Annotated in this window: 26 protein-coding genes; 15 read left to right on the top strand and 11 right to left on the bottom strand. The window is 69.6% G+C overall.

Annotation, left to right across the window (positions count from 1 at the left end; all coding sequences use genetic code 11):
• The first annotated feature begins 211 nt into the window (after window positions 1-211).
• Entirely contained in the window at window positions 212-562 is a 351-nt protein-coding gene (locus AC1DF3_RS26265) for an alpha/beta hydrolase (RefSeq protein WP_286534473.1), read from the top strand.
• A gap of 6 nt (window positions 563-568) precedes the next feature.
• Here AC1DF3_RS26265 and AC1DF3_RS26260 read toward each other — a convergent pair whose 3' ends face one another.
• The 3 genes from AC1DF3_RS26260 to AC1DF3_RS26250 are packed head-to-tail and all read right to left on the bottom strand — an operon-like array spanning window position 569 to window position 5,843.
• Window positions 569-1,234 carry a hypothetical protein gene (locus AC1DF3_RS26260; RefSeq protein WP_286534476.1) on the bottom strand — a complete coding sequence of 222 codons (666 nt, stop codon included), beginning with the start codon at window positions 1,232-1,234 and terminating at the stop codon, window positions 569-571.
• Between the two features lie 29 nt (window positions 1,235-1,263).
• Window positions 1,264-2,280 carry a response regulator gene (locus AC1DF3_RS26255; protein ID WP_478141358.1) on the bottom strand — a complete coding sequence of 339 codons (1,017 nt, stop codon included), beginning with the start codon at window positions 2,278-2,280 and terminating at the stop codon, window positions 1,264-1,266.
• Entirely contained in the window at window positions 2,277-5,843 is a 3,567-nt protein-coding gene (locus AC1DF3_RS26250) for a hybrid sensor histidine kinase/response regulator (protein ID WP_478141357.1), read from the bottom strand. The genes AC1DF3_RS26255 and AC1DF3_RS26250 overlap by 4 nt, the downstream gene beginning before the upstream one ends.
• A 95-nt stretch (window positions 5,844-5,938) precedes the next feature.
• On the opposite strand from AC1DF3_RS26250, the gene AC1DF3_RS26245 reads away from it, so the two are divergent.
• From AC1DF3_RS26245 to ureG, 7 genes are read left to right on the top strand one after another with little or no spacing between them, the layout of a single operon-like run.
• Entirely contained in the window at window positions 5,939-6,241 is a 303-nt protein-coding gene (locus tag AC1DF3_RS26245) for an urease subunit gamma (protein WP_286369833.1), read from the top strand.
• A gap of 39 nt (window positions 6,242-6,280) precedes the next feature.
• Window positions 6,281-6,886 carry a HupE/UreJ family protein gene (locus AC1DF3_RS26240; protein WP_478141356.1) on the top strand — a complete coding sequence of 202 codons (606 nt, stop codon included), beginning with the start codon at window positions 6,281-6,283 and terminating at the stop codon, window positions 6,884-6,886.
• 10 nt (window positions 6,887-6,896) lie between these two features.
• On the top strand, window positions 6,897-7,202 hold the full coding sequence (locus tag AC1DF3_RS26235; RefSeq protein WP_286506267.1) for an urease subunit beta: 306 nt from the start codon (window positions 6,897-6,899) through the stop codon (window positions 7,200-7,202).
• Window positions 7,203-8,921, top strand: coding sequence for an urease subunit alpha (gene ureC, locus AC1DF3_RS26230; RefSeq protein WP_286534481.1), 1,719 nt, complete (start codon window positions 7,203-7,205; stop codon window positions 8,919-8,921).
• 58 nt (window positions 8,922-8,979) lie between these two features.
• Complete coding sequence (gene ureE, locus AC1DF3_RS26225; RefSeq protein ID WP_286534483.1) at window positions 8,980-9,573, top strand: urease accessory protein UreE; 594 nt, start codon at window positions 8,980-8,982, stop codon at window positions 9,571-9,573.
• Entirely contained in the window at window positions 9,573-10,262 is a 690-nt protein-coding gene (locus tag AC1DF3_RS26220) for an urease accessory protein UreF (RefSeq protein ID WP_478141355.1), read from the top strand. Before ureE ends, AC1DF3_RS26220 begins: the two co-directional genes overlap by 1 nt.
• 14 nt (window positions 10,263-10,276) lie before the next feature.
• Window positions 10,277-10,927 carry an urease accessory protein UreG gene (ureG, locus tag AC1DF3_RS26215; protein ID WP_286534487.1) on the top strand — a complete coding sequence of 217 codons (651 nt, stop codon included), beginning with the start codon at window positions 10,277-10,279 and terminating at the stop codon, window positions 10,925-10,927.
• Here ureG and AC1DF3_RS26210 read toward each other — a convergent pair whose 3' ends face one another.
• Entirely contained in the window at window positions 10,928-11,446 is a 519-nt protein-coding gene (locus AC1DF3_RS26210) for a hypothetical protein (RefSeq protein WP_286534489.1), read from the bottom strand.
• Between the two features lie 203 nt (window positions 11,447-11,649).
• Here AC1DF3_RS26210 and AC1DF3_RS26205 point away from each other — a divergent pair, with 203 nt between their 5' ends.
• The gene (locus AC1DF3_RS26205; RefSeq protein WP_286534491.1) at window positions 11,650-11,907 is read left to right on the top strand and encodes a DUF1488 family protein; all 258 of its coding nucleotides are present in this window, start codon (window positions 11,650-11,652) and stop codon (window positions 11,905-11,907) included.
• A gap of 69 nt (window positions 11,908-11,976) precedes the next feature.
• Here the strand turns inward: AC1DF3_RS26205 and AC1DF3_RS26200 are convergent, their stop codons facing one another.
• Window positions 11,977-12,369 carry an HU family DNA-binding protein gene (locus AC1DF3_RS26200; RefSeq protein ID WP_478141354.1) on the bottom strand — a complete coding sequence of 131 codons (393 nt, stop codon included), beginning with the start codon at window positions 12,367-12,369 and terminating at the stop codon, window positions 11,977-11,979.
• Between the two features lie 296 nt (window positions 12,370-12,665).
• Between AC1DF3_RS26200 and AC1DF3_RS26195 the strand changes: the two genes are divergently transcribed.
• From AC1DF3_RS26195 to trhA, 3 genes are read left to right on the top strand one after another with little or no spacing between them, the layout of a single operon-like run.
• Window positions 12,666-13,082, top strand: coding sequence for an NfeD family protein (locus tag AC1DF3_RS26195; RefSeq protein ID WP_478141353.1), 417 nt, complete (start codon window positions 12,666-12,668; stop codon window positions 13,080-13,082).
• A 39-nt stretch (window positions 13,083-13,121) separates the two neighbouring features.
• Window positions 13,122-14,033, top strand: coding sequence for an SPFH domain-containing protein (locus tag AC1DF3_RS26190; protein ID WP_478141352.1), 912 nt, complete (start codon window positions 13,122-13,124; stop codon window positions 14,031-14,033).
• Window positions 14,034-14,043: 10 nt separating this feature from the next.
• On the top strand, window positions 14,044-14,688 hold the full coding sequence (trhA, locus tag AC1DF3_RS26185; protein ID WP_478141351.1) for a PAQR family membrane homeostasis protein TrhA: 645 nt from the start codon (window positions 14,044-14,046) through the stop codon (window positions 14,686-14,688).
• Between the two features lie 3 nt (window positions 14,689-14,691).
• Here the strand turns inward: trhA and AC1DF3_RS26180 are convergent, their stop codons facing one another.
• The 3 genes from AC1DF3_RS26180 to AC1DF3_RS26170 are packed head-to-tail and all read right to left on the bottom strand — an operon-like array spanning window position 14,692 to window position 18,714.
• Window positions 14,692-16,470, bottom strand: coding sequence for an acyl-CoA dehydrogenase C-terminal domain-containing protein (locus AC1DF3_RS26180; protein ID WP_478141350.1), 1,779 nt, complete (start codon window positions 16,468-16,470; stop codon window positions 14,692-14,694).
• The gene (locus tag AC1DF3_RS26175; RefSeq protein WP_478141349.1) at window positions 16,467-18,089 is read right to left on the bottom strand and encodes an AMP-binding protein; all 1,623 of its coding nucleotides are present in this window, start codon (window positions 18,087-18,089) and stop codon (window positions 16,467-16,469) included. The genes AC1DF3_RS26180 and AC1DF3_RS26175 overlap by 4 nt, the downstream gene beginning before the upstream one ends.
• A gap of 31 nt (window positions 18,090-18,120) precedes the next feature.
• Window positions 18,121-18,714 carry a 2-hydroxychromene-2-carboxylate isomerase gene (locus AC1DF3_RS26170; RefSeq protein ID WP_478141348.1) on the bottom strand — a complete coding sequence of 198 codons (594 nt, stop codon included), beginning with the start codon at window positions 18,712-18,714 and terminating at the stop codon, window positions 18,121-18,123.
• A gap of 133 nt (window positions 18,715-18,847) precedes the next feature.
• On the opposite strand from AC1DF3_RS26170, the gene AC1DF3_RS26165 reads away from it, so the two are divergent.
• The 3 genes from AC1DF3_RS26165 to AC1DF3_RS26155 all read left to right on the top strand — a co-directional run bounded on the left by AC1DF3_RS26165 (window position 18,848) and on the right by AC1DF3_RS26155 (window position 21,235).
• Window positions 18,848-19,399, top strand: coding sequence for a TetR/AcrR family transcriptional regulator (locus tag AC1DF3_RS26165; RefSeq protein WP_478141347.1), 552 nt, complete (start codon window positions 18,848-18,850; stop codon window positions 19,397-19,399).
• Window positions 19,400-19,498: 99 nt separating this feature from the next.
• Window positions 19,499-20,239, top strand: a complete 741-nt coding sequence (locus AC1DF3_RS26160; RefSeq protein WP_286534505.1) for an SDR family oxidoreductase — start codon at window positions 19,499-19,501, stop codon at window positions 20,237-20,239.
• Window positions 20,240-20,260: 21 nt separating this feature from the next.
• Window positions 20,261-21,235 (top strand): NAD(P)H-dependent flavin oxidoreductase, encoded by a 975-nt coding sequence (locus AC1DF3_RS26155; protein ID WP_286534507.1) that lies wholly within the window; start codon window positions 20,261-20,263, stop codon window positions 21,233-21,235.
• On the opposite strand, the gene AC1DF3_RS26150 is transcribed toward AC1DF3_RS26155, so the two are convergent.
• Genes AC1DF3_RS26150 through AC1DF3_RS26140 form a run of 3 tightly spaced genes read right to left on the bottom strand, consistent with a single transcriptional unit; the run spans window position 21,232 to window position 24,944 of the window.
• Entirely contained in the window at window positions 21,232-22,932 is a 1,701-nt protein-coding gene (locus AC1DF3_RS26150) for an AMP-dependent synthetase/ligase (RefSeq protein ID WP_478141346.1), read from the bottom strand. The two genes, AC1DF3_RS26155 and AC1DF3_RS26150, sit on opposite strands and share 4 nt — an antisense overlap.
• Window positions 22,929-24,122, bottom strand: a complete 1,194-nt coding sequence (locus AC1DF3_RS26145) for an ABC transporter substrate-binding protein (protein ID WP_286534510.1) — start codon at window positions 24,120-24,122, stop codon at window positions 22,929-22,931. The genes AC1DF3_RS26150 and AC1DF3_RS26145 overlap by 4 nt, the downstream gene beginning before the upstream one ends.
• Before the next feature lie 36 nt (window positions 24,123-24,158).
• Window positions 24,159-24,944, bottom strand: a complete 786-nt coding sequence (locus AC1DF3_RS26140; RefSeq protein ID WP_478141345.1) for an ABC transporter ATP-binding protein — start codon at window positions 24,942-24,944, stop codon at window positions 24,159-24,161.
• Between the last annotated feature and the right edge of the window lie 2 nt (window positions 24,945-24,946).

Genomic DNA, 24,946 nt, shown 5'->3' with positions numbered 1-24,946 from the left:
GCCCGCGCTTGCAAGGCGCAAGCCTTGCTGCGCGCGGGCGCCTTGCATCCAGCCCCTTGGCTCGGCAACGCGATCCCCGGAAGTAGTGTGAACAGGCCCTAGCCCCGATTGTTTCCAGTCCGTTAACGCCGCTGTTCCGTTTGCGGCGGTTGCAAGGTGGGGTTCGGCATCAAACTTCTCCTCACCAACCAACCCCTGTGAAGGAACCGAAATGAATGCCTCGAAAGTCCTCGCTGCCGCTGCTCTGTCCTTGCTCGCTGCTGCCGGCGCCCACGCTGAAACCTACGACGGCGTGCATGCGCTGACCTCGTCGGCCAGCCGTTCCGAAGTGGCGGGCCAGGGCGTCGTCGCCGCACGCGCAGGCAACGCCTACGGCGACGCTGCCAGTGCCGGCGCGCAGCCCTTCACCTCCACCGCCAGCCGCTCGGCCGTGAATGCCGAAGCAATCGCCAAGTCGCACGACCCGCTGGCCAGCCTCGACCGCCGCGCGTTCTACCGCGACCAGGTGCCGAGCGCCTACAGCAAGCCGAAGGTCTCTTTCGCGCGCCAAGCCGCGCTCTGAGGCGCATCAGCGCGAGAAGACCTGGTTGAGCCCGATCGCGTAGCCCCGGACACGGTCCGGGCCGCTGCGCGCGACGCTCATGTCGACACTGATGGTCGGCGTCAGATTGAAGCGCAGGCCGGCGCGCGTGGTCCAGGTGTCGAAGGCGCGAAATCGCTCGGCCACCAGCCACAGATTGTCGTTGAGCGCCCAGGCCCCCTGAAGTCCGCCGCGGCCGGTTCGCTCGCCGCTGCCGGGCGTCCAGTCATAGCCCAGGTTGGCATTGATCCACAGGCTGTCGAGCGCGTGCCAGGTCACGGGCACGACGAACTGGCCGCCCGCGCGACCTCCGTGCGTGGCATCCCATACGGCACTGAAGAACAGGGCGGCACTGAGATCGGTCTTGTCCGGCTGCTCGGTGAAGGTCCATTTGAGCTGCGGACCGACGCCATAGGCATACTGGCCCGGCACCGAGGCGCGGTCGACGTTGAAGCCGAGCTCGACCGGCCCGACCCGGCATGCAGGGCCCAGGTGGTAGTCGGTGACCGGTGCAGTGCCGAAGCGCCCGCCCCACACCTCGTACTGGCATTGGCCCGGGTCCAGCGTGCCCGCGTCATCGATGTCGAAGTGCCCGCCCGCATGTCCCGGCATCGCGAGCAGGCTGAGCAGAGGGAGAAGAACCAGACGGGCCATGGCGGCGCATTCTAGGAGCCTCGCGTGACTCAGATTTCAAACTGGGGCTGCAGTTCGCGAATGCGTTTCATTGCGACGCCCGCCGCGGCCGTGCGGGTCTCGACGCCCAGCTTCACGTACACCCTTTCGAGATGCTTCTTGGCGGTGGCCGGACTGCTGCCGAGGATCTCGCCGATGTCCTTGTTGGTCTTGCCCTTGACCACCCAGTACAGCACCTCGGCCTCGCGTGCCGTGAGCTTGAGGCTCAGGCTCATGGCCTCGATCACCGCGGTGTCCGACACCTCGCGCATGATGATCAGCCAGTCGTCGCCCTCGTCGTCATGGCCGGTCTGCTGGTGCAGCCGCAGGCTGAGGCTCGCGGCACCTTGCGCGATCGCCAGGGCCGGCGGTTCGATCTGGCGCTGCTGCGCATCGGGCAGGTGGCGCCGCAGCCACTCGAGCACCGCGGGCGGCGTCACCGGCGCGCTGGTGCCGCAGTAGCGCAGCAGCATCTCGCGCGCCAGCGCGGTCTGCCAGATCAGCTTGCCCTCGGGCATGCGCACCGTGATGCTGGCGTAGCCGAAGGCATCGAGCGCATTGCGCGCCTGTCCCGCCTGCTGCGCTTCCTGGCGCGCCCGCCGCGCGCCCTGCAAGTGGACGTTCATGCGCGCCAGCACCTCCTTCGGCTTGATCGGCTTGGTCACGTAGTCGACGCCGCCCGCCTCCAGTGCCGCGACCAGGTGCTCGGTCTCGGTGAGTCCGGTCATGAAGACGATCGGGATATGCGCGGTCGCGGCATCGGCCTTGAGCCGGCGAGCGACCTCGAAGCCGTCGATGCCCGGYATCATCGCGTCGAGCAGCACGATGTCGGGCCGCGCCTGCGCCACGCGCTGCAGCGCCTGCTCGCCGCTGGTGGCGACCAGCACGGTGTAGCCTGATTCGTCGAGCGCATCGTGCAGCACCGCGAGGTTGTCGGGCACGTCGTCGACGATCAGCACCAGGTCGCTGTTGCCGCCGCTGCCGCGCAGCGTATCGACCAGCATCGGGGGATCGTTCGGGCCGCTCATGGCGTGGTCCCGACGGCCGCGCTCAAGGCCCGGCTCATGGCCTCGAACTGGAATTGCCGCGCCAGCGCGCGCTGGGCGCCGGTCCAGGCCGCGCATTCGGGCTGGGCGGCGTCGATGTCGTCGAGTTGATTCATGATGCCTCGAAAATAGCCCAGGCCCACCGCCTCCTCGAGCGCCCGCAGGCGCGCGGTCGAGGGCAGCACCACCGCGGCCGGTTCGGCCACCGGCGGCGCGGCCGGCGTCTCGGTCCACTCGATGCCGAGCCGGCGCTCGAGCCAGTCGAGCAGCTCGCTGTGGCGCACCGGCTTGACGAAGAAATCGTCGGGCGTGATGCCGACGTCGTTGTCCAGCCGCTTGTCGAAGGCGTTGGCCGAGACGATCGCCACCGCGGCGTCGGCCAGCCCGAGCGCGCGCGACCGGCGAATGGTCTCCCAGCCGTCGATGCCCGGCATCGCGAGGTCGACGAACATCGCATCCGGGCGCCAGCCGGCCGCGACCAGGTCCAGCGCATCGTGGCCGCTGGCGGCGGTGCGCAGCTCGAAGCCCAGCGGCGCCAGCACCTGCACCAGCAGCTCGCGATCGGCTTCCTCGTTGTCGACCACCAGCAGGCGCCGACGCCCTCCCTCGTAGCCGCGCCGCGGCCGGGCCACCGGCGCCGACACGCGACGGCCGCTGCCGGCGGGCAGCTCGTGCACGCGCGGCAGGAACAGCCGCAGGCTGAACACCGAGCCGGCACCGGGCGTGCTCTGCACGTTCATCTCGCCGCCCATCAAGTCGATCAGCATCTTGGCGATGGTCAGTCCCAGGCCGGCGCCGGGCGCCGCCGGTCCGGCCGTGGCGCCGCGGGCGAAGGGTTCGAAGATGCGGCCCAGCTCCTCGGCCGACATGCCTGGCCCGGTGTCCTCGATCTCGATCGCGGCGAACTCGCGCGCATAGCGCAGCCGCAGCGTGACCTGCCCGGCGGCGGTGAACTTGATCGCGTTGCCCAGCAGGTTGATGAGGATCTGCCGCACCCGCTTCTCATCGGCGCGCACCAGCTCGGGCAGGCTGCCGCTGGGCTCGAAGCGGAAGGCCAACCCCTTCTCCTCGGCTGCGAGCTCGAACATGTCGGCCAGCTCGCTCATCAGGTCGGCGAACTGCATCGGGCGCGCATTCAAGGTCAGTTTGCCGGCCTCGATGTGAGCGATGTCCAGCGTGCCTTCGATCAGCGACAGCAGGTGCTCGCCGCCGCGCTTGATCACCGCCACCGCCTGCCGTCGATGCGGCGGCACGGCCGCATCCTCGCCCATCAGCTGCGCGTAGCCCAGGATGCTGTTGAGCGGCGTGCGAAGCTCGTGGCTGATGGCGCTGATGTAGCGGCTCTTGGCCTGGTTGGCCTGGTCGGCCGCGCGCTTGGCCTCCTCGGCGATGCCGCGCGCCTGGTCGGCGCTCTGCTTGGCCGCCTGCAGCGCCCGGTCGGTCTTGCGGTGCAGCTCGATCTCGCGCACCAGCAGGTGGGTCTGGCGGTTCGATTCCTCCTGCGCCACCTTGCGGCTCTGGTGCGCCAGCACCAGCCACCAGGCGACGATGCCCGCGATCACCAGCAGCGCCATGTAGGCCTTGAGGAAACCCGAGCGCAGCGAGGCCGGCTGGGTGCTGGCCTGGGCGCCCTCGCCCAGCAGCGCGTCCCCGAGCGCGCGCAGCTCCTGCTGGTACAGCACGCCGAAGACGCCGGCCAAGAGCGGCACCACGATCAGCATCAGCAGCAGGAAATGGCCGAGCCCGGTGTCGAGGTAGGGCCAGACGCGGCGCGGCAGCAGCCAGCGCAGGGCGCCCGACCATTGCGCCGACAGGCTCGCCTGCGGCTTGCAGAGGTCGCCGCAGCGGGCGTCGAGGGTGCAGCAGAGCGAACAGATCGCGCCTTGGTAGGCGGGGCAGTGCGCCATGTCCGGGCCTTCGTATTCGCCCTCGCAGATGACGCAGCGCTGGGTGCTGAGGCGGCGGTAGCTGCCGGCGCCGGACTCTACCCGGGCCCAGCGGATCGCCGAGCGGTGTGTCGACGGCGCGAAGGGCGCGGCGCCGTCCTCGTGCGAGACCCGCGCGATGTAGTACTTGCCGCGCGTGGCCCAGGCGATCAGCGGTGCGGCGACGAAGGCGGTGCCGAGCGCGATCAACGCCGAGAAGGCCTGCGCCAGCGGCCCGAAGACGCCGAGGTGGGCGGTGATCGACAGCCCCGAGGCCAGCGCCATCGCGCCGACGCCGACCGGGTTGATGTCCCACAGGTGGGCGCGCTTGAACTCGATGCCCGGCGGCGACAGGCCCAGCGGCTTGTTGATGACCAGGTCGGCCACCACCGCCATCATCCAGGCGATCGCGATGTTGGCGTAGAGGCCCAGCACGTCGCCGAGCGCCTCGAACACGTTCATCTCCATCAGCATGAAGGCGATCAGCGCGTTGAACACCACCCACACCACGCGGCCCGGATGGCTGTGCGTGACGCGCGAGAAGAAGTTGCTCCAGGCCAGCGAGCCGGCATAGGCGTTGGTGACGTTGATCTTGAGCTGCGAGATGACGACGAAGATCGCGGTCGCCGCCACCGCCCAGCCGTAGTTCGGGAACACGTACTCGTAGGCCGCCAGGTACATCTGGTTCGGGTCGACTGCGCGCTCGGGCGGCACCATGTGGCTGATCGCCAGGTAGGCGAGCAAGGCGCCGCCCAGCATCTTGAGCACGCCCAGCACCACCCAGCCAGGGCCGCCGGCCAGGACGCCGGCCCACCAGCGGCCGCGGTTGGCCGCCGTGCGCGCCGGCATGAAGCGCAGGTAGTCGGCCTGCTCGCCCATCTGGGTGATGAGGGCGATGCCGACGGTCAGGGCGGCACCGAAGAGGTGCAGATCGAAGCCGTCCAGCTTCGATTTGGAACCGATGTAGTGCGTCACGCCGGCGAACGCACCAGGATCGCGCGCCAGTACGTAGCCGAAGGGCACGACCAGCATGAGCAGCCAGACCGGCTGGGTCCAGACCTGCAGCCAGCTGATGGCCGAGATGCCGTGCGTCACCAGCGGGATCACGACCAGCGCGCAGACCAGGTAGCCCCAGACCGGCGGGATGCCGAGCGCGAGCTCGAGCGCATAGGCCATCACCGCGGCCTCCAGCGCGAAGAAGATGAAGGTGAACGAGGCGTAGATGAGCGAGGTCAGGGTCGAGCCGATGTACCCGAAGCCGGCGCCGCGCGTGAGCAGGTCCATGTCGACGCCGTAGCGCGCGGCGTAGACGCTGATCGGCAGCCCGGCCAGGAAGATGATCAGCCCGGTGCACAGGATGGCCCAGAAGGCATTGGCGAAACCGTATTGCACCAGCAGCGTGGCGCCGACCGCCTCCAGGATCAGGAAGGAGGCGGCGCCGCCGAAAGCCGTGCTGGCGACCCGCCATTCGGACATCCGGCGGAAGCGCTGCGGCGTGTAGCGAAGCGCGTAGTCTTCCAGCGTCTCGCGGGCGACCCAGCTGTTGTAGTCGCGCCGGACCTTGACGATGCGCTGCGGCGCTTCGTCGCTCGGAGCGGGGGGGAAGGCTGGGAGATCCACACCGCATTGGTGCAGCTTTCGTGCCACGGCACGACTGTTGCAACTGTCGGTGACTGCCCAATAATGGCCTGCCCCAAGACGCCACCTCCGCACCCATGGAACTCACACCGCGCGAAAAAGACAAGCTGCTGATCTTCACCGCCGCCCTGCTGGCCGAACGGCGCCGGGCCCGCGGGCTCAAGCTCAACTACCCCGAGGCCGTGGCGCTGATCTCGGCCGCCGTGATGGAGGGCGCGCGCGACGGCAAGAGCGTGGCCGCGCTGATGAGCGAAGGCCGCGCGGTGCTGACCCGGGCCGACGTCATGGACGGCATCGCCGAGATGATTCCCGATATCCAGGTCGAGGCGACTTTCCCGGACGGCACCAAGCTGGTGACCGTGCACCAACCGATCGTCTGACGGCCTGATTCCTTTTCCCACAACAACAAGGACACCATCATGCGCATCACCCGTACCGCACCCGTTCTCGCACTGATGCTCGCCGCCCTGCCGCTGGCCGCCAGCGCCCACACCGGGGTCGACGCCGGCCTGCATCACGGCCTGGTCAGCGGCTTCCTGCATCCGCTGACCGGCGCCGACCACCTGGCGGCGATGGTGGCGGTCGGGCTCTGGAGCGCCCTCACCGCCCGGCGCGCCTGGCCCGACCTGCTGTGGGCGCCACTGGGCTTCGCCTCGATGCTGCTGGCCGGTGCACTGGCCGGACTGGCCGGCGTGCAGCTGCCCGCGGTCGAGCCGATGATCGCCGCCTCGCTGCTGGTGCTGGGCCTGCTGGTCCTCACGCAACGGCGCCTGCCGCCGCTCGCGGCCGCCGCGCTGGTCGGCGTCTTCGCGGTCTTCCATGGCATTGCGCACGGCCAGGAACTGGCCGGCGAATCCGGCGCCGCCCTGACCCTGGCCGGCATGCTTGCCGCCACCGTGCTGCTGCACGCGGCCGGCATCGCCGCGGGATGGGCGTTGCGCCACGGCCATCGCTGGCTGCCGCGCATCGCGGGCGCCGCGGTGGCGCTGTTCGGCGTCGCGCTGCTCGGCAGCACCCTGGCCTGAGGCGGCACCGATGATCCCTGGCGAACTCATCACCGACGAGGGCGCGCACGTCCTCAACCCCGGCCGCCGCGCCATCACGCTGGTGGTCCAGAACACCGCCGACCGGCCGATCCAGGTCGGCTCCCACTACCACTTCGCCGAGACCAACGGCGCGCTCGGCTTCGACCGCGAGGCCGCGCGCGGCATGCGGCTGAACATCGCCTCGGGCACCGCGGTGCGCTTCGAGCCGGGCCAGCAGCGCACGGTCGAGCTGGTCGATTTTTCGGGTGACCGCGTCATTTACGGCTTTCGCGGCCTGGTTCAAGGAAAGCTCTAGATGGCAACCATCGGGCGGCGTGCCTACGCCGAAATCTTCGGCCCCACCGTGGGCGACCGCATCCGTCTCGCCGACACCGACCTCGTGATCGAGGTCGAGGAAGACTACACGCTGCACGCCGGCGGCTACGGCGAGGAAGTGAAGTTCGGCGGCGGCAAGACCATCCGCGACGGCATGGCGCAGGGCCAGCGCACGCGCGCCGAGGGCACGGTCGACACCGTGATGACCAATGCGCTCATCCTCGACCACTGGGGCATCGTCAAGGCCGACATCGGCTTGAGGGACGGCCGCATCGTCGCCATCGGCAAGGCCGGCAATCCCGATGTGCAGCCTGGCGTCGACATCGTGATCGGCGCCGGCACCGAGGTGATCAGCTGCGAAGGCAACATCGTCACCGCGGGCGGCATCGACAGCCACATCCATTTCATCTGCCCGCAGCAGATCGAGGAGGCGCTGGCCTCGGGCGTGACCACCATGCTGGGCGGCGGCACCGGCCCGGCGACCGGCACCTTCGCGACCACCGCGACGCCGGGCCCCTGGCACATCGAGCGCATGCTGCAGGCGGCCGATGCCTTCCCGATGAACCTCGGCTTCCTGGGCAAGGGCAACGCCAGCCTGCCGGCTTCGCTGCACGAGCAGATCGATGCCGGCGTGATCGGCCTCAAGCTGCACGAGGACTGGGGCACCACGCCATCGGCGATCAGCAACTGCCTGGACGTGGCCGACGCGACCGACACGCAGGTGGCGATCCACAGCGACACGCTCAACGAATCTGGCTTCGTCGAGAACACCATCGCCGCCGTGAAGGGCCGCGGGATCTGCGCCTTCCATACCGAAGGCGCGGGCGGCGGGCATGCGCCCGACATCCTGCGGGTGGTGGGCGAGGCCAACTTCCTGCCCTCGTCGACCAACCCGACGATGCCCTACACCGTGAACACGCTCGACGAGCACGTCGACATGCTGATGGTGTGCCACCACCTGGACGCCGGCATCCCCGAGGACCTGGCCTTCGCCGAGAGCCGCATCCGCAAGGAGACGATCGCGGCCGAGGACATCCTGCACGACCTCGGCGCGATCAGCATGTTCAGCTCCGACAGCCAGGCCATGGGCCGGGTCGGCGAGATCGTGATCCGCTGCTGGCAGACCGCCCACAAGATGAAGGGCCAGCGCGGCAAGCTGCCCGAGGATGTCGAACGCAACGACAACTTCCGCGCCAAGCGCTATGTTGCCAAGTACACGATCAACCCGGCGCTGGCGCACGGCATCGCCCACGAGGTCGGCAGCATCGAGGTCGGCAAATGGGCCGACCTGGTGGTCTGGAAGCCGGCCTTCTTCGGCGTCAAGCCCTTCACGATCATCAAGGGCGGCACGATCGCGATGGCGGCGATGGGCGACCCCAACGCCTCGATCCCGACGCCGCAGCCGGTGCACTACCGGCCGATGTTCGGCGCCTACGGCGGCTCGCTCGCGCGCAGCTCGCTGACTTTCGTCTCGCAGGCGGGGCTGGCGGCGGGCATCGGCGAGCGCTACGGGCTCGCCAAGACATTGAGCGCGGTGAAGAACGTCCGCGGCGTGCGCAAGCAGCACATGGTGCACAACGCGCTCACGCCGACGATGGAGATCGACCACCAGACCTATGCGGTGCGCGCCGACGGGCAGCTGCTGGTGTGCGATCCGGCGCAGTCGCTGCCGATGACGCAGCGGTATTTCTTGTTCTAGTCCGGATTCGGGTGCGCGCGGATCGACAATCCGCCTCATCCGAACTCTCTCGCCTTTCATGCTCACCGCCAACAAACTCATGCCCCAGGGTGGCGGCCTCGCGGCCGTCCTGCTCAAGCGCGCCGCCACGGTTGAACTCGACTGGGACGTGCGCCAGAAAAGCCGCTTCGACACCACCGATTCGCAAGGCCGCCAGATCGGCGTGTTCCTGCCGCGCGGCACCGCCGTGCGCGGCGGCGACGTGCTGGTGGCCGAGGACGGCTCGCTGGTCAAGGTCGTCGCTGCGCCGCAGCCGGTGCTGGTCATCACGCACTGCAGCGAACACGGCACGCCCTTCGACCTGATGCGCGCGGCCTACCACCTGGGCAACCGGCACGTGCCGATCGAGCTCAAGCCCGACCACCTGAAGATCGAGCCCGACCACGTGCTGGCCGCCATGCTGCGTTCGATGCACCTGATCGTGCGTGAAGCCGAAGAAGCCTTCGAGCCCGAAGGCGGTGCCTACGGGGCGCACGGCGGCGGCCATGGGCATTCGCATGGCGCGGCGCCGGTGGGGCCGGTGCTGCATCCGGATGCGTATTCGGGGTCGCCGGCAGGCCACTCGCATGGCCATGACCACGATCACGACCATTCCCACGGCCACTCGCACTGATGGCTGACACGCCGGTCGCCCTGCCCGCCAGCAGCCTGCTGCAGCTGATCTGGCTGGCCTCGCCGGCGCTCCCGGTCGGCGGCTTCTCCTACTCCGAAGGCCTCGAGGCGGCCATCGACGGCGCCGGCATCACGACCGAGCCCGCGGTCTCCGACTGGCTGGCCGACCAGCTGCACCTGGCGCTCGCCCGGGCCGACCTGGCCGTGGTCGCCCAGGCCGTCCCGGCCTGGCGGCAGTCGGACGCGGCCCGCATCCGCGCACTCAACGACTGGGTGTTCCAGAGCCGCGAATCGGCCGAATTCCTGCTGCAGACCGAGCAGATGGGCCGTTCGTTCGTCGAATGGCTCAAGCTGCACCATGCCGACGTCGCCGGCGTCTTCGAGGGCTTGCCCGCCAGCTATCCGATCGCCTTCGCCTTCGCCGCCAGCCGCACCGAGGCGTCCGCCCGCGATGCCTGCCTGGCCTTCGCCTTCGGCTGGGCCGAGAACATGATCGGCGCCGCGGTCAAGGCGGTGCCGCTCGGCCAGAGCGCCGGGCAGCGCATCCTGGGTCGTCTGGCGGCGGAAATCCCCGCAGCGGTCGATCATGCGATCACACTCGAGGATGGCGAGCGGCAAGCCTTCTCACCGATGCTTGCAGTGCTGTCGGCCCGCCACGAAACTCAATACTCGCGCCTCTTCAGAAGCTAATGCCAAGGCCAACCATGTCCTCCGCTCTCCACCACATCCCCCACCGCACCAAGAAGCTGCCGCCGCTGCGCGTGGGCATCGGCGGCCCGGTCGGCTCCGGCAAGACCACGCTGCTCGAGATGCTCTGCAAGTCGATGCGCGACAAGTACGACCTGATCGCGATCACCAACGACATCTACACCAAGGAAGACCAGCGCCTGCTGACGGTCGCCGGCGCGCTGCCGGCCGAACGCATCATGGGCGTGGAAACCGGTGGCTGCCCGCACACCGCGATCCGGGAAGACGCATCGATCAACCTCGAGGCCATCGACCGCATGCTGGCGCAGTTCCCCGATGCCGACGTGGTGTTCGTCGAATCGGGCGGCGACAACCTGGCGGCCACCTTCAGCCCCGAGCTGTCCGACCTGACGATCTACGTGATCGACGTCGCCGCCGGCGAGAAGATCCCGCGCAAGGGCGGCCCCGGCATCACCAAGAGCGACCTGTTCGTCATCAACAAGACCGACCTCGCGCCCTATGTCGGTGCCGACCTCGGCGTGATGGAAGCCGACACGAAGCGCATGCGCAAGCAGCGCCCCTTCGTGATGACCAACCTCAAGACCCGCAGCGGCCTCGCAGAGGTGGTGTCGTTCATCGAAGAGCGCGGGATGCTGGCCGAAGCCTGATCAGAGTTCGCTCGCGTCCTTGAGCTGGCGTGCCTTGTAGACCAGCCGGACGCTCGCATGGTGCGGGTCGCTGATGCGCTGGGCGTAGACATCGCAGTCGCCCTGGACCCAGGCCGCAGAGGCGCTGCCCGGGTCGTTCGAGCCGAGTTCGGGACCGAAGCTCTGGCGGCCCCAGGCGACGATCTCGGCAAAGGCCGCGGCCCCCAGGTCGGGCGCCGCGGCGGTCGCGGCGACCCACTCCACGCGCCGCAGCTGGCCGCCGGCAAAGAAGAACACCGGCTCGAAGGACAGCCCCGCGAGCTGCGTCGGCGCGGCCCGCCAGGCCCCGGCGAGGCCACCGGCCAGGCGCTGCGGACGCTGCACCCGCTCGGCACTGGGCAGCACCGCCTGCAGCTCGTCGGCCGACATGCCGAGCCGAACGCCGGGCGGGAGGGCCTGGGCCCAGCCGGCCTGAGCGGCCGACAGCAAGGCGGCGGCGGCGGCGAGCGCGCGGACCGGTTTCGACAGGAAGCAATGCATGGGAATCGGACAGGGAAAAGGCCGGGTATGACTCCGGGCCGGGCGGCAAGTTCAGCCGCGGACCTGCTGCGGGATCGCATCAAATTGTGACGACCGATGTGATTTGGTCCGCATCTTGCTCCTGGATTAGGCCATAGGGCTTGTATCGGAAAGTCACAAGACGCGCCATACTGCCACAACCCGTTACACGTCAGAGCGCCATCATGGCTTCAGAAGCGATCTTCCATCCCGCGACCGGCAGCGTCCAGTTCGCCATTTATCCCGACGGCTACGACGGCGCCCGGATCATTGCCCGGATCGACGAGGAGGCGCTTCACGACCGCTTCCACGCGCCCGAAGGCCGCGATGCGGACCTGGTGCAGGCCTACGCGCGCAACGCCGACTCGATCGACGCCCGGGCCACCGCCCGCTACCGCGAGAACCCGGCCCGCGCGATCTGCCTGGGCAGCGAGGACTTCTAGCCTGGCGGACACCGCGCAGCCACAAAAAAACGGCCCCGAGGGGCCGTTTTTCTTTGCCTTCAGGCAGGCTTACTTGCGTGCCTTCTTGGCCGGTGCGGCGGCCTTGGGTGCGGCTGCCTTCTTGGCGGGTGCAGCCTTCTTGGCCACCGGCTTCGCGGCGGCCTTGTCGGCCTTGCGCTTGGCGGCCTTGGGATCGACCGCGGCCTTGAATGCTGCGCCCGCCACGAACTTCGGCACCTTCTGGGCGGCGATCTTGATCGCTGCGCCAGCCTGGGGGTTGAAGCCGGTGCGAGCAGCGCGTGCCACTTGCTTGAAGGTGCCGAAGCCGATCAGCTGGACCGGGTCGCCCTTCTTCACTGCAGCGACGATGGAGCCGGTGATGGTTTCCAGGATGCGTGCGGCTTCGGCCTTGCTGACGTTGTGCGTGGTGGCGATCTTCTCGACCAGTTCGATACGGTTCACTTCAAATTTCCTATGGATGGTTTCGCCATGTTGCCTATGGCGGCGCAGCATGCGACGCAAGCTGCAAGCGGCGCGGAGTGTAACGTAGGTGTGACCGATGCCTCTCACGCGACCCTCGGCGCGACCCGCGCATCGCCTCGTGCGCGATGCATTCCGGGTGCCGCCGCGGTCGAATTCCGCTGATCCGGCGCAAGAAGCGTCTCGTCGGCGGGTCGCATGGCCTTGCCCGGCAGGCGGGCACCGAACGACGGGCTATCCTCGCGGCACGCCGCTCCCCGGCGCAGAAAAGGATGCACATGACGGCCCCCACGCTCTGGTGGTTGATGACCTTCGCGCTGGTCGCCCTCGAACTGGTGACCGGCACCATCTACGCGCTGCTGGTGGCGATCGGCTTCGCGGTCGGCGCGCTGGCCGCCCACCTCGGCGCCGCGATGCCGACGCAGATCGTCTCTGCCGCCGTGGCCTGCATGGCCTTCGTCGGCGGCTGGTACCTGCGCGCCTCTCGGCGCCCGAAGGCGCGCCTGTCCGACGTCCAGATCGACGTCGGCGAACAGGTCACCGTGCCGGCCTGGAGCGAGGGCCGAACGGCCGAGGTCCGCTACCGCGGCGCCACCTGGCAGGTCAAGCCGGCGTCCGACGGACCGATCGCGCCCGGGCTGCACCGCATCGTCGACGTGCAGGGCAATTTCCTGGTCGTCGAACCCATCGGCTGATGCGCTGCCGGCCCGCCTCTCACCACTGAAAGAAACCTCATGGAAGTCTCCCTCGTTCTCCTTGTCGTCGCCATCCTGTTCATCGCCCGCGCCGTCAAGTTCGTTCCCCAGCAGCATGCCTGGGTGGTCGAGCGCATGGGCAAGTTCCACGCCACGCTGCTGCCGGGCGCCAACTTCCTGGTGCCCTTCATCGACCGCGTGGCCTATCGCCACAGCCTGAAGGAAGTGCCGCTCGACGTCCCGAGCCAGGTCTGCATCACGCGCGACAACACGCAGCTCACGGTCGACGGCATCCTCTATTTCCAGGTCACCGACCCGATGCGTGCGAGCTACGGTTCGTCGAACTACATCACCGCGGTCACGCAGCTGGCCCAGACCTCGCTGCGCAGCGTGATCGGCAAGCTCGAGCTCGACAAGACCTTCGAGGAGCGCGACATCATCAACGCCCAGGTGGTGGCCGCGATCGACGAAGCCGCGCTCAACTGGGGCGTCAAGGTGCTGCGCTACGAGATCAAGGACCTGACGCCGCCGAAGGAGATCCTGCACGCGATGCAGTCGCAGATCACGGCCGAGCGCGAGAAGCGCGCGCTGATCGCCGCCTCCGAGGGCCGCCGCCAGGAGCAGATCAACATCGCGACCGGCGAGCGCGAGGCCGCCATCGCGCGCTCCGAAGGCGAGAAGCAGGCGGTCGTGAACAAGGCGCAGGGCGAGGCAGCGGCCATCAGCGCCGTGGCCGAAGCCACGGCCGGCGCCATCGCCCGCATCGCCGAGGCGATCGAGAAGCCCGGCGGCCATTCGGCGGTCCAGCTCAAGGTGGCCGAGCAAGCGCTGCAGGCTTTCGGCAAGGTGGCCGACAAGTCGAAGGCGACGCTGATCGTGCCGAGCAACATGACCGAAGTGTCGACGCTGATCAGCTCGGCGATGGCGATGGTCAGGGGCCCGGCCGCCTGAGGAGCCCGCCATGCGTGTCGCCGAACGCGACCAGACTGTCGCCGAAGAAATCATGAACGCGCTGAGCCACGGCCTCGGCTTGCTGCTCGCCATCGCCTCGCTGCCGATCCTGGTCTGGAGCGCCTCGCGGCAAAGCGCGGCGGCGGTGGTCGGTGCCAGCCTCTTCGCGGGCACGATGATCCTGCTGTATGGCGTGTCGACCCTCTACCACGCCCTGCCGCTGGGCCGCGCCAAGGCCTGGTTCAACCGGCTCGACCACGCGGCCATCTACCTGTTCATCGCCGGCAGCTACATGCCCTTCCTGTTCGGCGTGCTGCGCGGGCCCTGGGGCTGGGCGCTTTTCGGCGCCGTCTGCGGCGCCGTCGTGCTGGGCGTGGCCGCCAAGCTCTTCAACCGGCTGCGGCATCCGCTGTGGTCGACCGGCCTGTACGTGGCGATGGGCTGGATGGCGGTGGTGGCCGCGGTGCCGCTCTACGAACGCATGTCGAGCTCGGGACTGGCCTGGCTGGTGGCGGGCGGCCTGGCCTACACGGCCGGCGCCGTGGTGTTCCTGTTCGACAACAAGGTGCGCTTCGCGCATTTCGTCTGGCACCTGTTCGTGCTGGCGGGGAGCGCCTGCCACTTCTTCGCCGCGCTGTGGCATGCGCATGGGTAGGCTTCAGAGCCAGTCCATTTCGCCCGCCGTCCAGTCCGACGCGTCCGCGGCCAGCACCACCGCCAGCGATTGCGTCTCGGGCAGCAGCCGCTCGAAGTAGAAGCGCGCGGTCGCCAGCTTGGCGCGGTAGATCGGATCGCCGTCCGGCGACTGGCGGGCCCACGCCACGGCCGCCATCCGTGTCCACATCCAGGCCAGTGCGACATGGCCGATCAAGCGCAGGAATGGCATCGCGGCGGCGCCGGCCGCGTCGGGATCGGCGCTCGCCCGCTGGACCTGATCGCGCGCCGCGCGGCGGGCCAGCGCCACCACGTCGCTCAGGGGCTCGGCGAACTCGCGCAGGCCATCGTCCTGCGCCTGCGCGAACTGCTCGACCGCGTCGAGGAACAGGCCAAGCCCCGCGCCCCCGTCGGCCAGCACCTTGCGCCCCAGCAGGTCCATTGCCTGGATTCCGTTGGCGCCTTCGTACAGTGGGATGATCCGCGCATCGCGCAGGTGCTGCTCGACGCCGTTGTCGGTGATGAAGCCATGGCCGCCGAAGACCTGCATCGCCATGCTGGTGCATTCGACCGCGAGCTCGCTCGAGAAGGCCTTGACGATCGGCGTCGCCAGCGCCAACAGTTTCGCGGCGCGCTCGCGCTCCTTCGGGTCCGCGCCGCGACGCTGGACATCGGCCAGCTGCGAGGCCCACAGCGCGAAAGCGCGTGCGCCTTCCACATACGCCTTCTGGGTCAGCAGCATGCGCCGGACGTCGGCGTGGGCGACGATGGGGTCCGCCGGGCCGCTGCGCGCGGCCTTGGTCGGCGCCCTCCCCTGCGTGCGGTCCCGGGCATAGGCCAGCGCCTTCTGGTAGGCCGCATCCATCAACCCGATCGCATTGACGCCGACCACGATGCGCGCGTGGTTCATCATCACGAACATCGCCGCCAGGCCGCGGTTGGCTTCGCCGAGCAGCCAGCCGGTGGCGCCGTCGAAGTTCATGGTGCAGGTGGCATTGCCGTGGATGCCCATCTTGTGCTCGATCGAGCCGCAGGCCAGCGCATTGCGCTCGCCGACGCCGCCGTCCGCCGTCGGCAGGAACTTGGGCACGATGAACAGCGAGATCCCCTTCACGCCCGGCGGCGCATCGGGCAGCCGCGCCAGCACCAGGTGCACGATGTTCGCGGTCAGGTCCTGCTCGCCGCCCGAGATGAAGATCTTGGTGCCGGTGACCGCGTAGCTTCCGTCGGCCCGCGGCTGGGCGCGCGTGCGCAGCAGGCCCAGGTCGGTGCCGGCGTGGGGCTCGGTCAGGCACATGGTGCCGGCCCATTCACCCGAGGCAATGCGCGGCAGGTAGAGCGCCTGCTGGGCCGGGTCGCCATTCGTCGCCAGGCAGGTGTACGCGGCGTGCGACATGCCCGGGTAGGCCGCCCAGCCCATGTTGGCGCCGCAGAACATCTCGTAGAGCGCGTTGTCGAGCACCGAGGGCATGCCCTGCCCGCCATGCACCGGGTCGCAGGCCAGCGCGGTCCAGCCGCCGGCGCAGAAGCGCTCGTAGGCCTCGCGGAATCCCGCTGGCGTCTGGACGAAGCCCGGGGCCGGCATGCGGCAGCCCTCGCGGTCGCCGCTGCCGTTGAGCGGCGCGATCACTTCCGCCGCGAAGGTGCCGGCGGCGTCGAGGATCTGGTCGAGGGTCTCGCGGTCGAGCGCTTCGGTGCCGTCGGCGGGCGAAGTGGCGCAGACATCGAGCAACTCGTGCAGCACGAAGCGCAGGTCGCGCAGCGGGGCGGTATAGCCGATCATGGCTGGCGCAACTCGCGACGCAGGATCTTGCCGACCGTCGACTTCGGCAGCGCCTCCAGGAAGCTGATCTGCCGCGGCACCTTGTACCCCGCCAGGTTGGCGCGGCAATGCGCCTCGACCTCGCCGGTGGTCAGCGCTTCGCTGCGCCGCACCACGAACAGGTGCGGCGCCTCGCCCGAGCGCGCGTCGGGCTGGCCGATGCAGGCGCACTCGACCACCCCCTCGTGCATCGCGACCACCGCCTCGATCTCGTTCGGATAGACGTTGAAGCCCGACACCAGGATCATGTCCTTCTTGCGGTCGACGATGGTCATGGCGCCGCTCGCATCGGCCACCACCACGTCGCCGGTGCGGAAGAAGCCGTCCTCGGTCAGCGCCTTGCGGGTGTCCTCCTCGCGCTGCCAGTAGCCCGCGAAAAGTTGGGGGCCCTTGAGCAGCAGTTCGCCCGGCGTGCCGTCGGGCACCGGGCGGCCATCGTCGTCGACGATGCGGGCATCGGTCGACGGCACCGGAATGCCGATCGAGCCGTTGCGCCCGGGCGGATTGAAGGTCGCTGAGGGCGAGGTCTCTGTGAGTCCGTAGGCCTCGGTGATCGGCAGGCCGCCGGCCGCATGCCAGCGCTGCGACACTGCCTGCTGGATCGAGGCACCGGCGCCGATCACCAGCCCGGTGCCGCTGAAGTCGACGCTCGCCAGCTCGGGCGCGTTGACCAGCGCATTGAACAGCGTGTTGACGCCGATGAAGACCAGGAAGGGCGCGCGCTTCATCTCGGCGAGCACCGCGCCCGGGTCGCGCGGGTTGGCGACCAGCCGCATCACGCCGCCGAGTTGGAAGGTGATCAGCGACACCTGCAGCGGATAGATGTGATAAAGCGGCAGCGGCGCCACCACCGACCACTCGCGGGTGTCGACGGCGAGCCGCATCCAGCTCAGAGACTGCAGCACGCCGGCGCCCACGCTGCGATGCGTCAGCACCGCGCCCTTGGACAGGCCGGTGGTGCCGCCCGTGTACTGGAGGAAGGCGGGATCGGCCGGGGCGATCTGCACGACCGGCGCCGGCAGCTCGCCGGCCCGAGCGATCGCGCTGGCCAAGGTCATGCGCTTCGCCGGATCGCCGGTGGCACCGGCACCGGCCTCGGCCGCGATCGCGGCCAGCAGCCCCGCGGTCGGCGCCGTGAGGATCTGCTCGACGCCGGCTTCGAGGATCACGCCCTCGAGCGCCTCGCGCAGCGCCTCGGCCAGCACGATGCAGCGCACGCCCGCGTCGGCCAGTTGATGGGCCAGTTCGCGCGGCGTGTAGAGCGGATTCACCGGCACGGCGACCAGGCCGCTGCGCAGGATCGCGGTCATGGCGATCGGGAACGCGAGCCCGTTGGGCAGCATCAGCGCAACCCGGTCGCCCTGGCGCAGGCCGGCCCCGGCGAAGTGCGCCGCGAGCCGGGTCGACAGGCGGCCGAGCTCGGCATAGGTCAGGGATTCGCTGCCGGCCGTCACCGCGGTGCGTTCCGCGAATGACGCGATCGAGCGCTCGAGCATGGCCGCCAGCGTCTCGCCCCGCGGCAGGTCGATATCGTTGGCCAGTCCGGGCGGGTAGGCTGCATGCCAGCGTCGTGGTTCCATGGTGTCTCCTGTTGTCGTGAACGGTGCGTGCTCAGCGCGCGAGCTCTTCGCGGATCATGTCCATGCGGTCCTGGCCGAAGAACATCTCGTCGCCGACGAAGCTGGTCGGCGCGCCGAAGACGCCGCGCGCCACGGCTTCGTCGGTAGTGGCCTTGAGTACCGCCTTGACCTCGGGGTCGGCGGCCAGCGCCTGGACGGCTTCGGGCGAGAAGCCCGCATCCGCCAGCGTCTTCGCCGTGAGTGCCGGCTGGTTGAGATCGAGCGCGTCGATCCACATCGCCTTGAAGACGGCGGCCAGCAGATCCTGCAGGCGCTCCGGCTCCCGCAGCTGCACGCCGGTCACGGCTCGCATCAGGAACAGCGTGATGATCGGAAAGTGCGGGTTGTTGAGGTAAGGCACGCCGTACTTGCGCGCATGCCGCTCGTAGTCGCGCACCGTGTAGCGGCCCTTGGCTGGAATGGCACCGGGCGACGCGTTGCCGGTCGCCTGGTAGACGCCGCCCAGCAGCATCGGCTTGTAGACCAGCTCGGCGCCGGCCGCTTCGCACAGGCGCGGCAGCTGCGTCCACGCCAGGTACGAGGCCGGACTTCCCACATCGAAAAAGAACTCCACCGTCTTGCCCATTGCCGTTCCTTTAATAAACGTTCGTTAACTGAACGGAAGTTATGTTATTGTTTTTTGATTGTCAACAAGGGTTCCCCCGAGGCCTCCGATGCGCTACTCCAGCACTCACAAACAAGAAGTCCGCGACAAGCTGATGGCCAGCAGCCGGGCGATCGCCAAGCGCGGCGGGTTCGAGTCCACCGGCGTCGATGCGCTGATGGGCGCCATCGGCATGACCGGCGGCGCCTTCTACAGCCACTTCCCGTCGAAGCAGGCGCTGTTCGAGGCACTGATCAGCGAAGAGGTGGACAACAGCGCCAACATGCTGGCCGGCAACGAAGACTCGCCGGCCGACCACGTGGCGCGCTGCCTGCGCGGCTACCTGAGCAGCTTCCACGTCGAGAACCCCGACCAGGGCTGCGCCCTGACCGCCCTGGGCCCCGAGATCGCGCGCGCCGGACCCGAGGTGCGCCGCGCGGTCGAGGCCAGCCTCAAGCGCACGCAGAAGAACTGGAGCGATCGCATCGGCGACTCCGACGCCGCCTGGGCGCTGATCGCGCAGTGCGTCGGCGCGGTGGTGCTGGCACGCGCGGTCGAGAGCGACAAGACGCGCAAGGAACTGCTCGCCGCGAGCCGCCGCTTCATCGACCAGGCGCATGCGCTCGAGCATCCGTGCTCGACCTCGCCCGGCCACAAGAAGGCCTGATTCCATCGTCGCGGGCCGCGCGCTTGCTTGACACCGCTCGCGCCTTTGGCTAACGTTCGTTTAGCTAAACGCTCATTCATCAATCCAAAGGAGACAGTCATGGCGGAGTCGCAAGGTCAGGGAAAAGTCGCGCTGGTGATCGGCGCCGGCGATGCAACGGGCGGCGCCATCGCGGCCCGCTTCGCCAGGGAGGGCTACATCGCCTGCCTCACGCGGCGCTCGGCCGACAAGCTGCAGCCGACGGTCGATGCCATCCGCGCCGCCGGCGGCCAGGCCTTCGGCTTCAGCAGCGACGCCCGCAAGGAAGAGGACGTGATCGCGCTGGTCGAACAGGTCGAGCGCGAACACGGACCGATCGAGGTGATGGTCTTCAACATCGGCGCCAACGTGCCCTCCAGCATCCTCGAGGAGACAGCGCGCAAGTACTTCAAGATCTGGGAGATGGCCTGCTTCAGCGGCTTCCTGAACGGTCGCGAAGTGGCCAAGCGGATGGTGACGCGCGGCCGCGGCACCATCCTCTTCACGGGCGCCACGGCCGGCCTACGCGGCGCCGCCAACTTCGCCGCCTTCGCCGGCGCCAAGCATGCGCTGCGGGCGCTGGCGCAGAGCATGGCGCGCGAACTCGGGCCGCGCAACATCCATGTCGCGCACGTCGTGGTCGACGGCGCGATCGACACCGAGTTCATCCGCACCAGCTTCCCCGAACGCTACGCGCTGAAGGAGCAGGACGGCATCCTCAACCCCGAGCACATCGCCGACAACTACTGGCACCTGCACGCGCAGCCGCGCGACGCCTGGACCTTCGAGCTCGACCTGCGGCCCTACATGGAGCGCTGGTAGGCCTTCGAAGGGAACACGAACATGAAGACACGCATCACCGAACTCTTCGGCATCCGGCACCCGATCATCCAGGGCGGCATGCACTACGTCGGCTTCGCCGAGCTGGCCGCCGCGGTCTCGAACGCCGGCGGGCTCGGGCTCATCACGGGCCTGACGCAGAAGACACCCGAGCTGCTGGCGAAGGAAATCGCCCGCTGCCACGAGATGACCGACAAGCCCTTCGGCGTCAACCTGACCTTCCTGCCGACCTTCTCGGCACCGCCCTACCCCGAGTACATCGCCGCCATCGCCGAAGGCGGCATCCGCGTGGTCGAGACCGCCGGCCGCAGCCCCGAGGCCCACATGCCGGCGCTCAAGGCGGCCGGCATCAAGGTGATCCACAAGTGCACCTCGGTGCGCCATGCGCTCAAGGCCGAAGCCATCGGCTGCGACGCGGTCAGCGTCGACGGCTTCGAGTGCGGCGGCCATCCGGGCGAGGACGACCTGCCCAACATGATCCTGCTGCCGCGCGCCGCCGAAGAACTGCGCATTCCCTTCGTCGCCTCCGGCGGCATGGCCGACGGCCGCAGCCTGGTGGCGGCGCTGGCGCTCGGCGCCGACGGCATGAACATGGGCACGCGCTTCATCGCGACCCAGGAAGCACCGGTGCACGACAACGTCAAGCAGGCGATCGTGAAGGCCAGCGAGCTCGACACCCGCCTGGTGATGCGCCCGCTGCGCAACACCGAGCGGGTGCTGAACAACGCCGGCGTCGAGCGCATCCTGGAGATCGAGCGCGAGAAGGGCGCGGCGCTGCAGATCTCCGACGTCTACGACCAGGTGGCGGGCGTCTATCCGCGCGTGATGGTCGAGGGCGAGATGGACGCCGGCGCCTGGAGCTGCGGCATGGTGGCCGGGCTGATCCGCGACGTGCCGACCGTGAAGCAATTGATCGACCGCATCATGGACCAGGCCCACGGCCTGATCACCGCGCGCCTGGCCGGGATGCTGGCCTAGGCGTAGAGCGCCTCGATCTGCCCGGAGAAGCTGCGCTGCGCCATCTGGCGCTGGATGCGAAGGGTCGGCGTCAGCTCCTCGTCCTGGGCCGACAGCGTGCGCGCCAGCACGCCGAAGCCCCGGATGCGCCGACCTTCGGCCAGCGCGGCGTTGAGCCGGTCGATCTGCGCCTGCACCAGCGCGTGCACCTCGGGCTTGCCGACCAGGTTGGCGTAGTCGGTGAAAGGAATGCCCTCGGCCTGTGCATAGCTCAGCACGCTCTCCTCCTCCAGCGCCACGAGGCAGGCGCAGTGGCTGCGCTGTTCGCCCACCAGCATCGCGCCGGCGATGTAGCTGCTGGCCAGCAGCGCCGCCTCGATGGCGCCCGGCGCCACCCGATCGCCCGAGGCCATCGCGAACGACTCCGACAGCCGCCCGACCACGCGCGGCACGCCGTCCTCGCCCGCCACCGCGAGGTCGCCGGTGTGCAGCCAGCCATCGTGCGTGAGCGCGGGCGGCTGCAGCGCACCCTCGCGCCAGTAGCCGGCGAGCGGCGCCACCGGCCTGAGCTGCAGCTCACCGTCGCCGGCGATGCGCGCCACCGACGGCCCGAGCAGGCAAGGCCCGCAGGTCTCGGCGCTTTCATAGAGGTCGGCCAGCGGCACGCCGATGGCGCCATACCACTGCGCCAGCGCCGGCGCCGCCAGCGCCCCGCCGCTGAACACCTGGCGCGCCCGCGCCAGTCCGAGCGACCGGCGCACGTGCCTGCGCGCCGCCTGCGCCAGCCAGCCGCCGGCCGTGCCGTCGATGCTGCGGCGATAGAGCCGGCGCTCGCGCGGCGCGGTGAGCAGCGCGGCGCTCTCGGTGCGCGCCTGCAGCTTTTCCCAGAAACGCGGCGGCGCGTGCACCCAGTGCGGCTCCACCTCGCGCAAGTCGTTGGCCACCGTGGCCGGGCTCTCCGGGAAATGCACCAGGCCGTGGCCGAGCACCGGCAGCAGCGCCGCGAGGATGCGCTCGGCCGCGCTGGCCAAGGGCACGAAGCACAGGCTGCGATCGCCGTCGCGCGTGCCCAGCGCCACCTGCACCGCAGCCCCCTGGCGCATCGCCGCCGCCTGCGAGAAGGCCGCCAGGCGCGGTGTGCCGGTGGTGCCCGCGGTGCCGGCGAGAAAGGCGGTATCCCCGCCCTGCCCGGCCGCGATGCRCGCCTCGAATCGCGCGGCCGGCGCCGCCTCGTCGGCCGCGAGGAAGGCCGCGAGGCCGACCACCCTGGCATCGCCAAGCTCTCGAACGCCACGTTCGTCGAAGGCGACCACCCGCACCAGGCGGGGCAGGCGCGCGGCCGAGGCCAGCACCTTGGCCGCCTGCGCCGCGTTCTCGACGAAGGCCACGCGGGAGCCGGCGTCGGCCAGCTGCCGGCCGACGCGGCGTGCCGAACAGGTCGGGTAGACGCCGTGGCTGACGAAGCCCATGGCCTGGGCCGCCATGTCGGCATGGAGCCATTCGGGCCGGCTCTCCGAGATGATCGACACCACCTCCCCCGGCACCAGCCCGAGCCGGTCGAGCGCCAATCCGATGGCCTGCGCCTGCGCGAAGAACTCGCTCCATGTCACCGCCCGCCAGATGCCGCGCCGCTTGTGGCGCATCGCGACCTGATCCGGCTGGGCCCGGCAGCGTGCCAGCCAGGCCTGCGGCAGCGTCATCGTCGCCGCCGCGCTCACAGGCTGCTCTTGGCCGGGTCGATGATCTCCGAGCGCGGCAGCCACTGGCCGTCGACCACCTGCTCGACGCGGCACCACTCGGGGTCGACGTGGTTGTCCTTGAAGCGCTGCGTCTCGTAGGACGATTCGCCCTTGAAGCTGGAGGCCTGCAGCGTCTTCACGAGGCCCGCGGTGGTCAGGTCCTTGCCGGCCGCCTGCAGGCCCTGCATGAACCACGAGGCATAGTCGTAGAAGACCAGCGCGACATCGTCGGGCTCCATGTTGAAGCGCTTGCGATAGCTGTCGGACCAGCGCTTGAGTGCCGGGCCCTGCGCCGACGCCGGCGTGATGCGCCAGCCGCCGATGCCGTACAGGCCCTCGACCGAGGCCTTGCCGATGCTCAGCGTGGTGCCGGCTCGGCCCGGGCTGGCGGTCAGCACGTTGACCCCGCTCCAGCCCAGCTTCTTGACCTCGGCCGCGACCGCGATGGTTTCGCGGGTGGTGGTGGCGCCCACGATCAGGTCGACGCCGGCGGCCCGCATGCGCGCCACCTGCGACGAGAAATCGATGTCGCCGACCTTGTAGCCGGCCTCGGCGGCCAGCGCCATCCCCTTAGCAGCGAGGCCTTCCCTGACGCCCTTGCCGACCAGGTCGCCGAACGGCCCTTCCTGGTAGATGAATCCGACCTTCTTGCTGCCCAGCTTGGCGAGTGTCCACTTCAGGCCCGCGGCCGTTGTCGTGTCGTAGTGCAGGTTGGCCGTGAACAGCAGCGGCGAGTCGCCCGAGGCCTTGCGGATCAGCGCCGCCGCACCGTAGGGCGCAAAGCAGATCACGCCGGCATCGACCGTCTTCTTGACCGTGGCCACGCCCGGGCCGGAGCCGAAGGGGCACAACAGCGCAAAGACCTCGTCGCGGCGGATCAGCTTGTCGACCACCCGCACCGCCTGCGGCGGCTGGCTGCCGTTGTCCTCGATCACGAAGCGCAGCTTGCGGCCATGGATGCCGCCGGCCTCGTTGGCCTCGTCGACGCGCATCTGCAGCCCGTTGCGGATCGGCGGCATCGTGATGGCGGCCGGGCCCGACAGGTCGAGGTGCGTGCCGAGCACGATCTCGCCGCTGCTGACGCCGGCGGCACGCGCGGGCGCGCCGAGAAAAGCGGGGGCGAGGCCGGCCAGGCCGGAATGGAGCAGGGTACGACGGCGAAGGCTCATGGGATGTCTCCTGAAGTGATCGAAGGTGAAGGCGCCCTAGCGCCAGCTGGCGCTGCGGCGCTGCGGCCGGGCGGCTTGCGCGGCACCGGGCGCCGCATGGCCGCCGGTGCCGCCGAGATAGAAGTCGCGCACGTCGTCGCGCTCGCGCAGCCTGGCGCAGCTGTCGGCCGCGACGATGCGGCCGAGCTCGACGATGTAGCCGTCGTCGGCGGTGGCCAGCGCGATCGCGGCGTTCTGCTCGACCACCAGCACGGCCGTGTTCGTCTCGCTGCGGATGCGCTGCACGATGGCGAAGATCTCCTTGGTGAACAGCGGCGACAGGCCGAGCGAGGGCTCGTCGAGCAGCAGCAGCCGCGGCCGGCCCATGAAGGCGCGGCCGATCGCCACCATCTGCTGCTCGCCGCCCGACAGCAGGCCGGCGGCCTGGCCCTGGCGCTCGCGCAGGCGCGGAAACCACTCGAACACGCGCTCGATGTCGCGCTTCGCCTCGGGATCGCGCCGGCGGGCGAAGGCGCCCATCCGCAGGTTCTCCAGCACGCTCAGGAAGGTGAACACCTGTCGGCCCTCGGGCACCAGCACCACGCCCGCCCGCGCCACCGCATCGGCGTCGCGGCCGTCGATGCGCCGGCCCTCGAACTCGATGCTGCCCTTGGCCGGGTCGATCACGCCGGCGATGGTGTTGAGCAGCGTGGTCTTGCCGGCGCCGTTGGCGCCCAGCACCGCCACGATGCGACCGGGCCGGACCTCGAGGCTGATGCCGCGGATGGCGTTGACCGGCCCGTACCAGGTCTCGATGTTGCGCACGCTCAGCAGTGCAGTCATGC

The sequence above is a fragment of the Variovorax sp. 10N432 genome (assembly GCF_056394465.1).
Note: the sequence above shows the minus strand (reverse complement) of the source record. Positions and strands in the feature narration are given on the sequence as shown.

Excerpts from the sequence above, each read along its gene's own strand:
- AC1DF3_RS26175 (WP_478141349.1), bottom strand. The coding sequence starts at position 18,089 with ATGGAACCACGACGCTGGCATGCAGCCTACCCGCCCGGACTGGCCAAC.
- AC1DF3_RS26165 (WP_478141347.1), top strand. The coding sequence starts at position 18,848 with ATGGCCAGCAGCCGGGCGATCGCCAAGCGCGGCGGGTTCGAGTCCACC.
- ureG (WP_286534487.1), top strand. The coding sequence starts at position 10,277 with ATGTCCTCCGCTCTCCACCACATCCCCCACCGCACCAAGAAGCTGCCG.
- ureE (WP_286534483.1), top strand. The coding sequence starts at position 8,980 with ATGCTCACCGCCAACAAACTCATGCCCCAGGGTGGCGGCCTCGCGGCC.
- trhA (WP_478141351.1), top strand. The coding sequence starts at position 14,044 with ATGCGTGTCGCCGAACGCGACCAGACTGTCGCCGAAGAAATCATGAAC.
- AC1DF3_RS26180 (WP_478141350.1), bottom strand. The coding sequence starts at position 16,470 with ATGATCGGCTATACCGCCCCGCTGCGCGACCTGCGCTTCGTGCTGCAC.
- AC1DF3_RS26195 (WP_478141353.1), top strand. The coding sequence starts at position 12,666 with ATGACGGCCCCCACGCTCTGGTGGTTGATGACCTTCGCGCTGGTCGCC.
- AC1DF3_RS26265 (WP_286534473.1), top strand. The coding sequence starts at position 212 with ATGAATGCCTCGAAAGTCCTCGCTGCCGCTGCTCTGTCCTTGCTCGCT.
- AC1DF3_RS26170 (WP_478141348.1), bottom strand. The coding sequence starts at position 18,714 with ATGGGCAAGACGGTGGAGTTCTTTTTCGATGTGGGAAGTCCGGCCTCG.
- ureC (WP_286534481.1), top strand. The coding sequence starts at position 7,203 with ATGGCAACCATCGGGCGGCGTGCCTACGCCGAAATCTTCGGCCCCACC.
- AC1DF3_RS26140 (WP_478141345.1), bottom strand. The coding sequence starts at position 24,944 with ATGACTGCACTGCTGAGCGTGCGCAACATCGAGACCTGGTACGGGCCG.
- AC1DF3_RS26260 (WP_286534476.1), bottom strand. The coding sequence starts at position 1,234 with ATGGCCCGTCTGGTTCTTCTCCCTCTGCTCAGCCTGCTCGCGATGCCG.
- AC1DF3_RS26190 (WP_478141352.1), top strand. The coding sequence starts at position 13,122 with ATGGAAGTCTCCCTCGTTCTCCTTGTCGTCGCCATCCTGTTCATCGCC.
- AC1DF3_RS26210 (WP_286534489.1), bottom strand. The coding sequence starts at position 11,446 with ATGCATTGCTTCCTGTCGAAACCGGTCCGCGCGCTCGCCGCCGCCGCC.
- AC1DF3_RS26155 (WP_286534507.1), top strand. The coding sequence starts at position 20,261 with ATGAAGACACGCATCACCGAACTCTTCGGCATCCGGCACCCGATCATC.
- AC1DF3_RS26245 (WP_286369833.1), top strand. The coding sequence starts at position 5,939 with ATGGAACTCACACCGCGCGAAAAAGACAAGCTGCTGATCTTCACCGCC.
- AC1DF3_RS26220 (WP_478141355.1), top strand. The coding sequence starts at position 9,573 with ATGGCTGACACGCCGGTCGCCCTGCCCGCCAGCAGCCTGCTGCAGCTG.
- AC1DF3_RS26235 (WP_286506267.1), top strand. The coding sequence starts at position 6,897 with ATGATCCCTGGCGAACTCATCACCGACGAGGGCGCGCACGTCCTCAAC.
- AC1DF3_RS26160 (WP_286534505.1), top strand. The coding sequence starts at position 19,499 with ATGGCGGAGTCGCAAGGTCAGGGAAAAGTCGCGCTGGTGATCGGCGCC.
- AC1DF3_RS26240 (WP_478141356.1), top strand. The coding sequence starts at position 6,281 with ATGCGCATCACCCGTACCGCACCCGTTCTCGCACTGATGCTCGCCGCC.
- AC1DF3_RS26205 (WP_286534491.1), top strand. The coding sequence starts at position 11,650 with ATGGCTTCAGAAGCGATCTTCCATCCCGCGACCGGCAGCGTCCAGTTC.
- AC1DF3_RS26145 (WP_286534510.1), bottom strand. The coding sequence starts at position 24,122 with ATGAGCCTTCGCCGTCGTACCCTGCTCCATTCCGGCCTGGCCGGCCTC.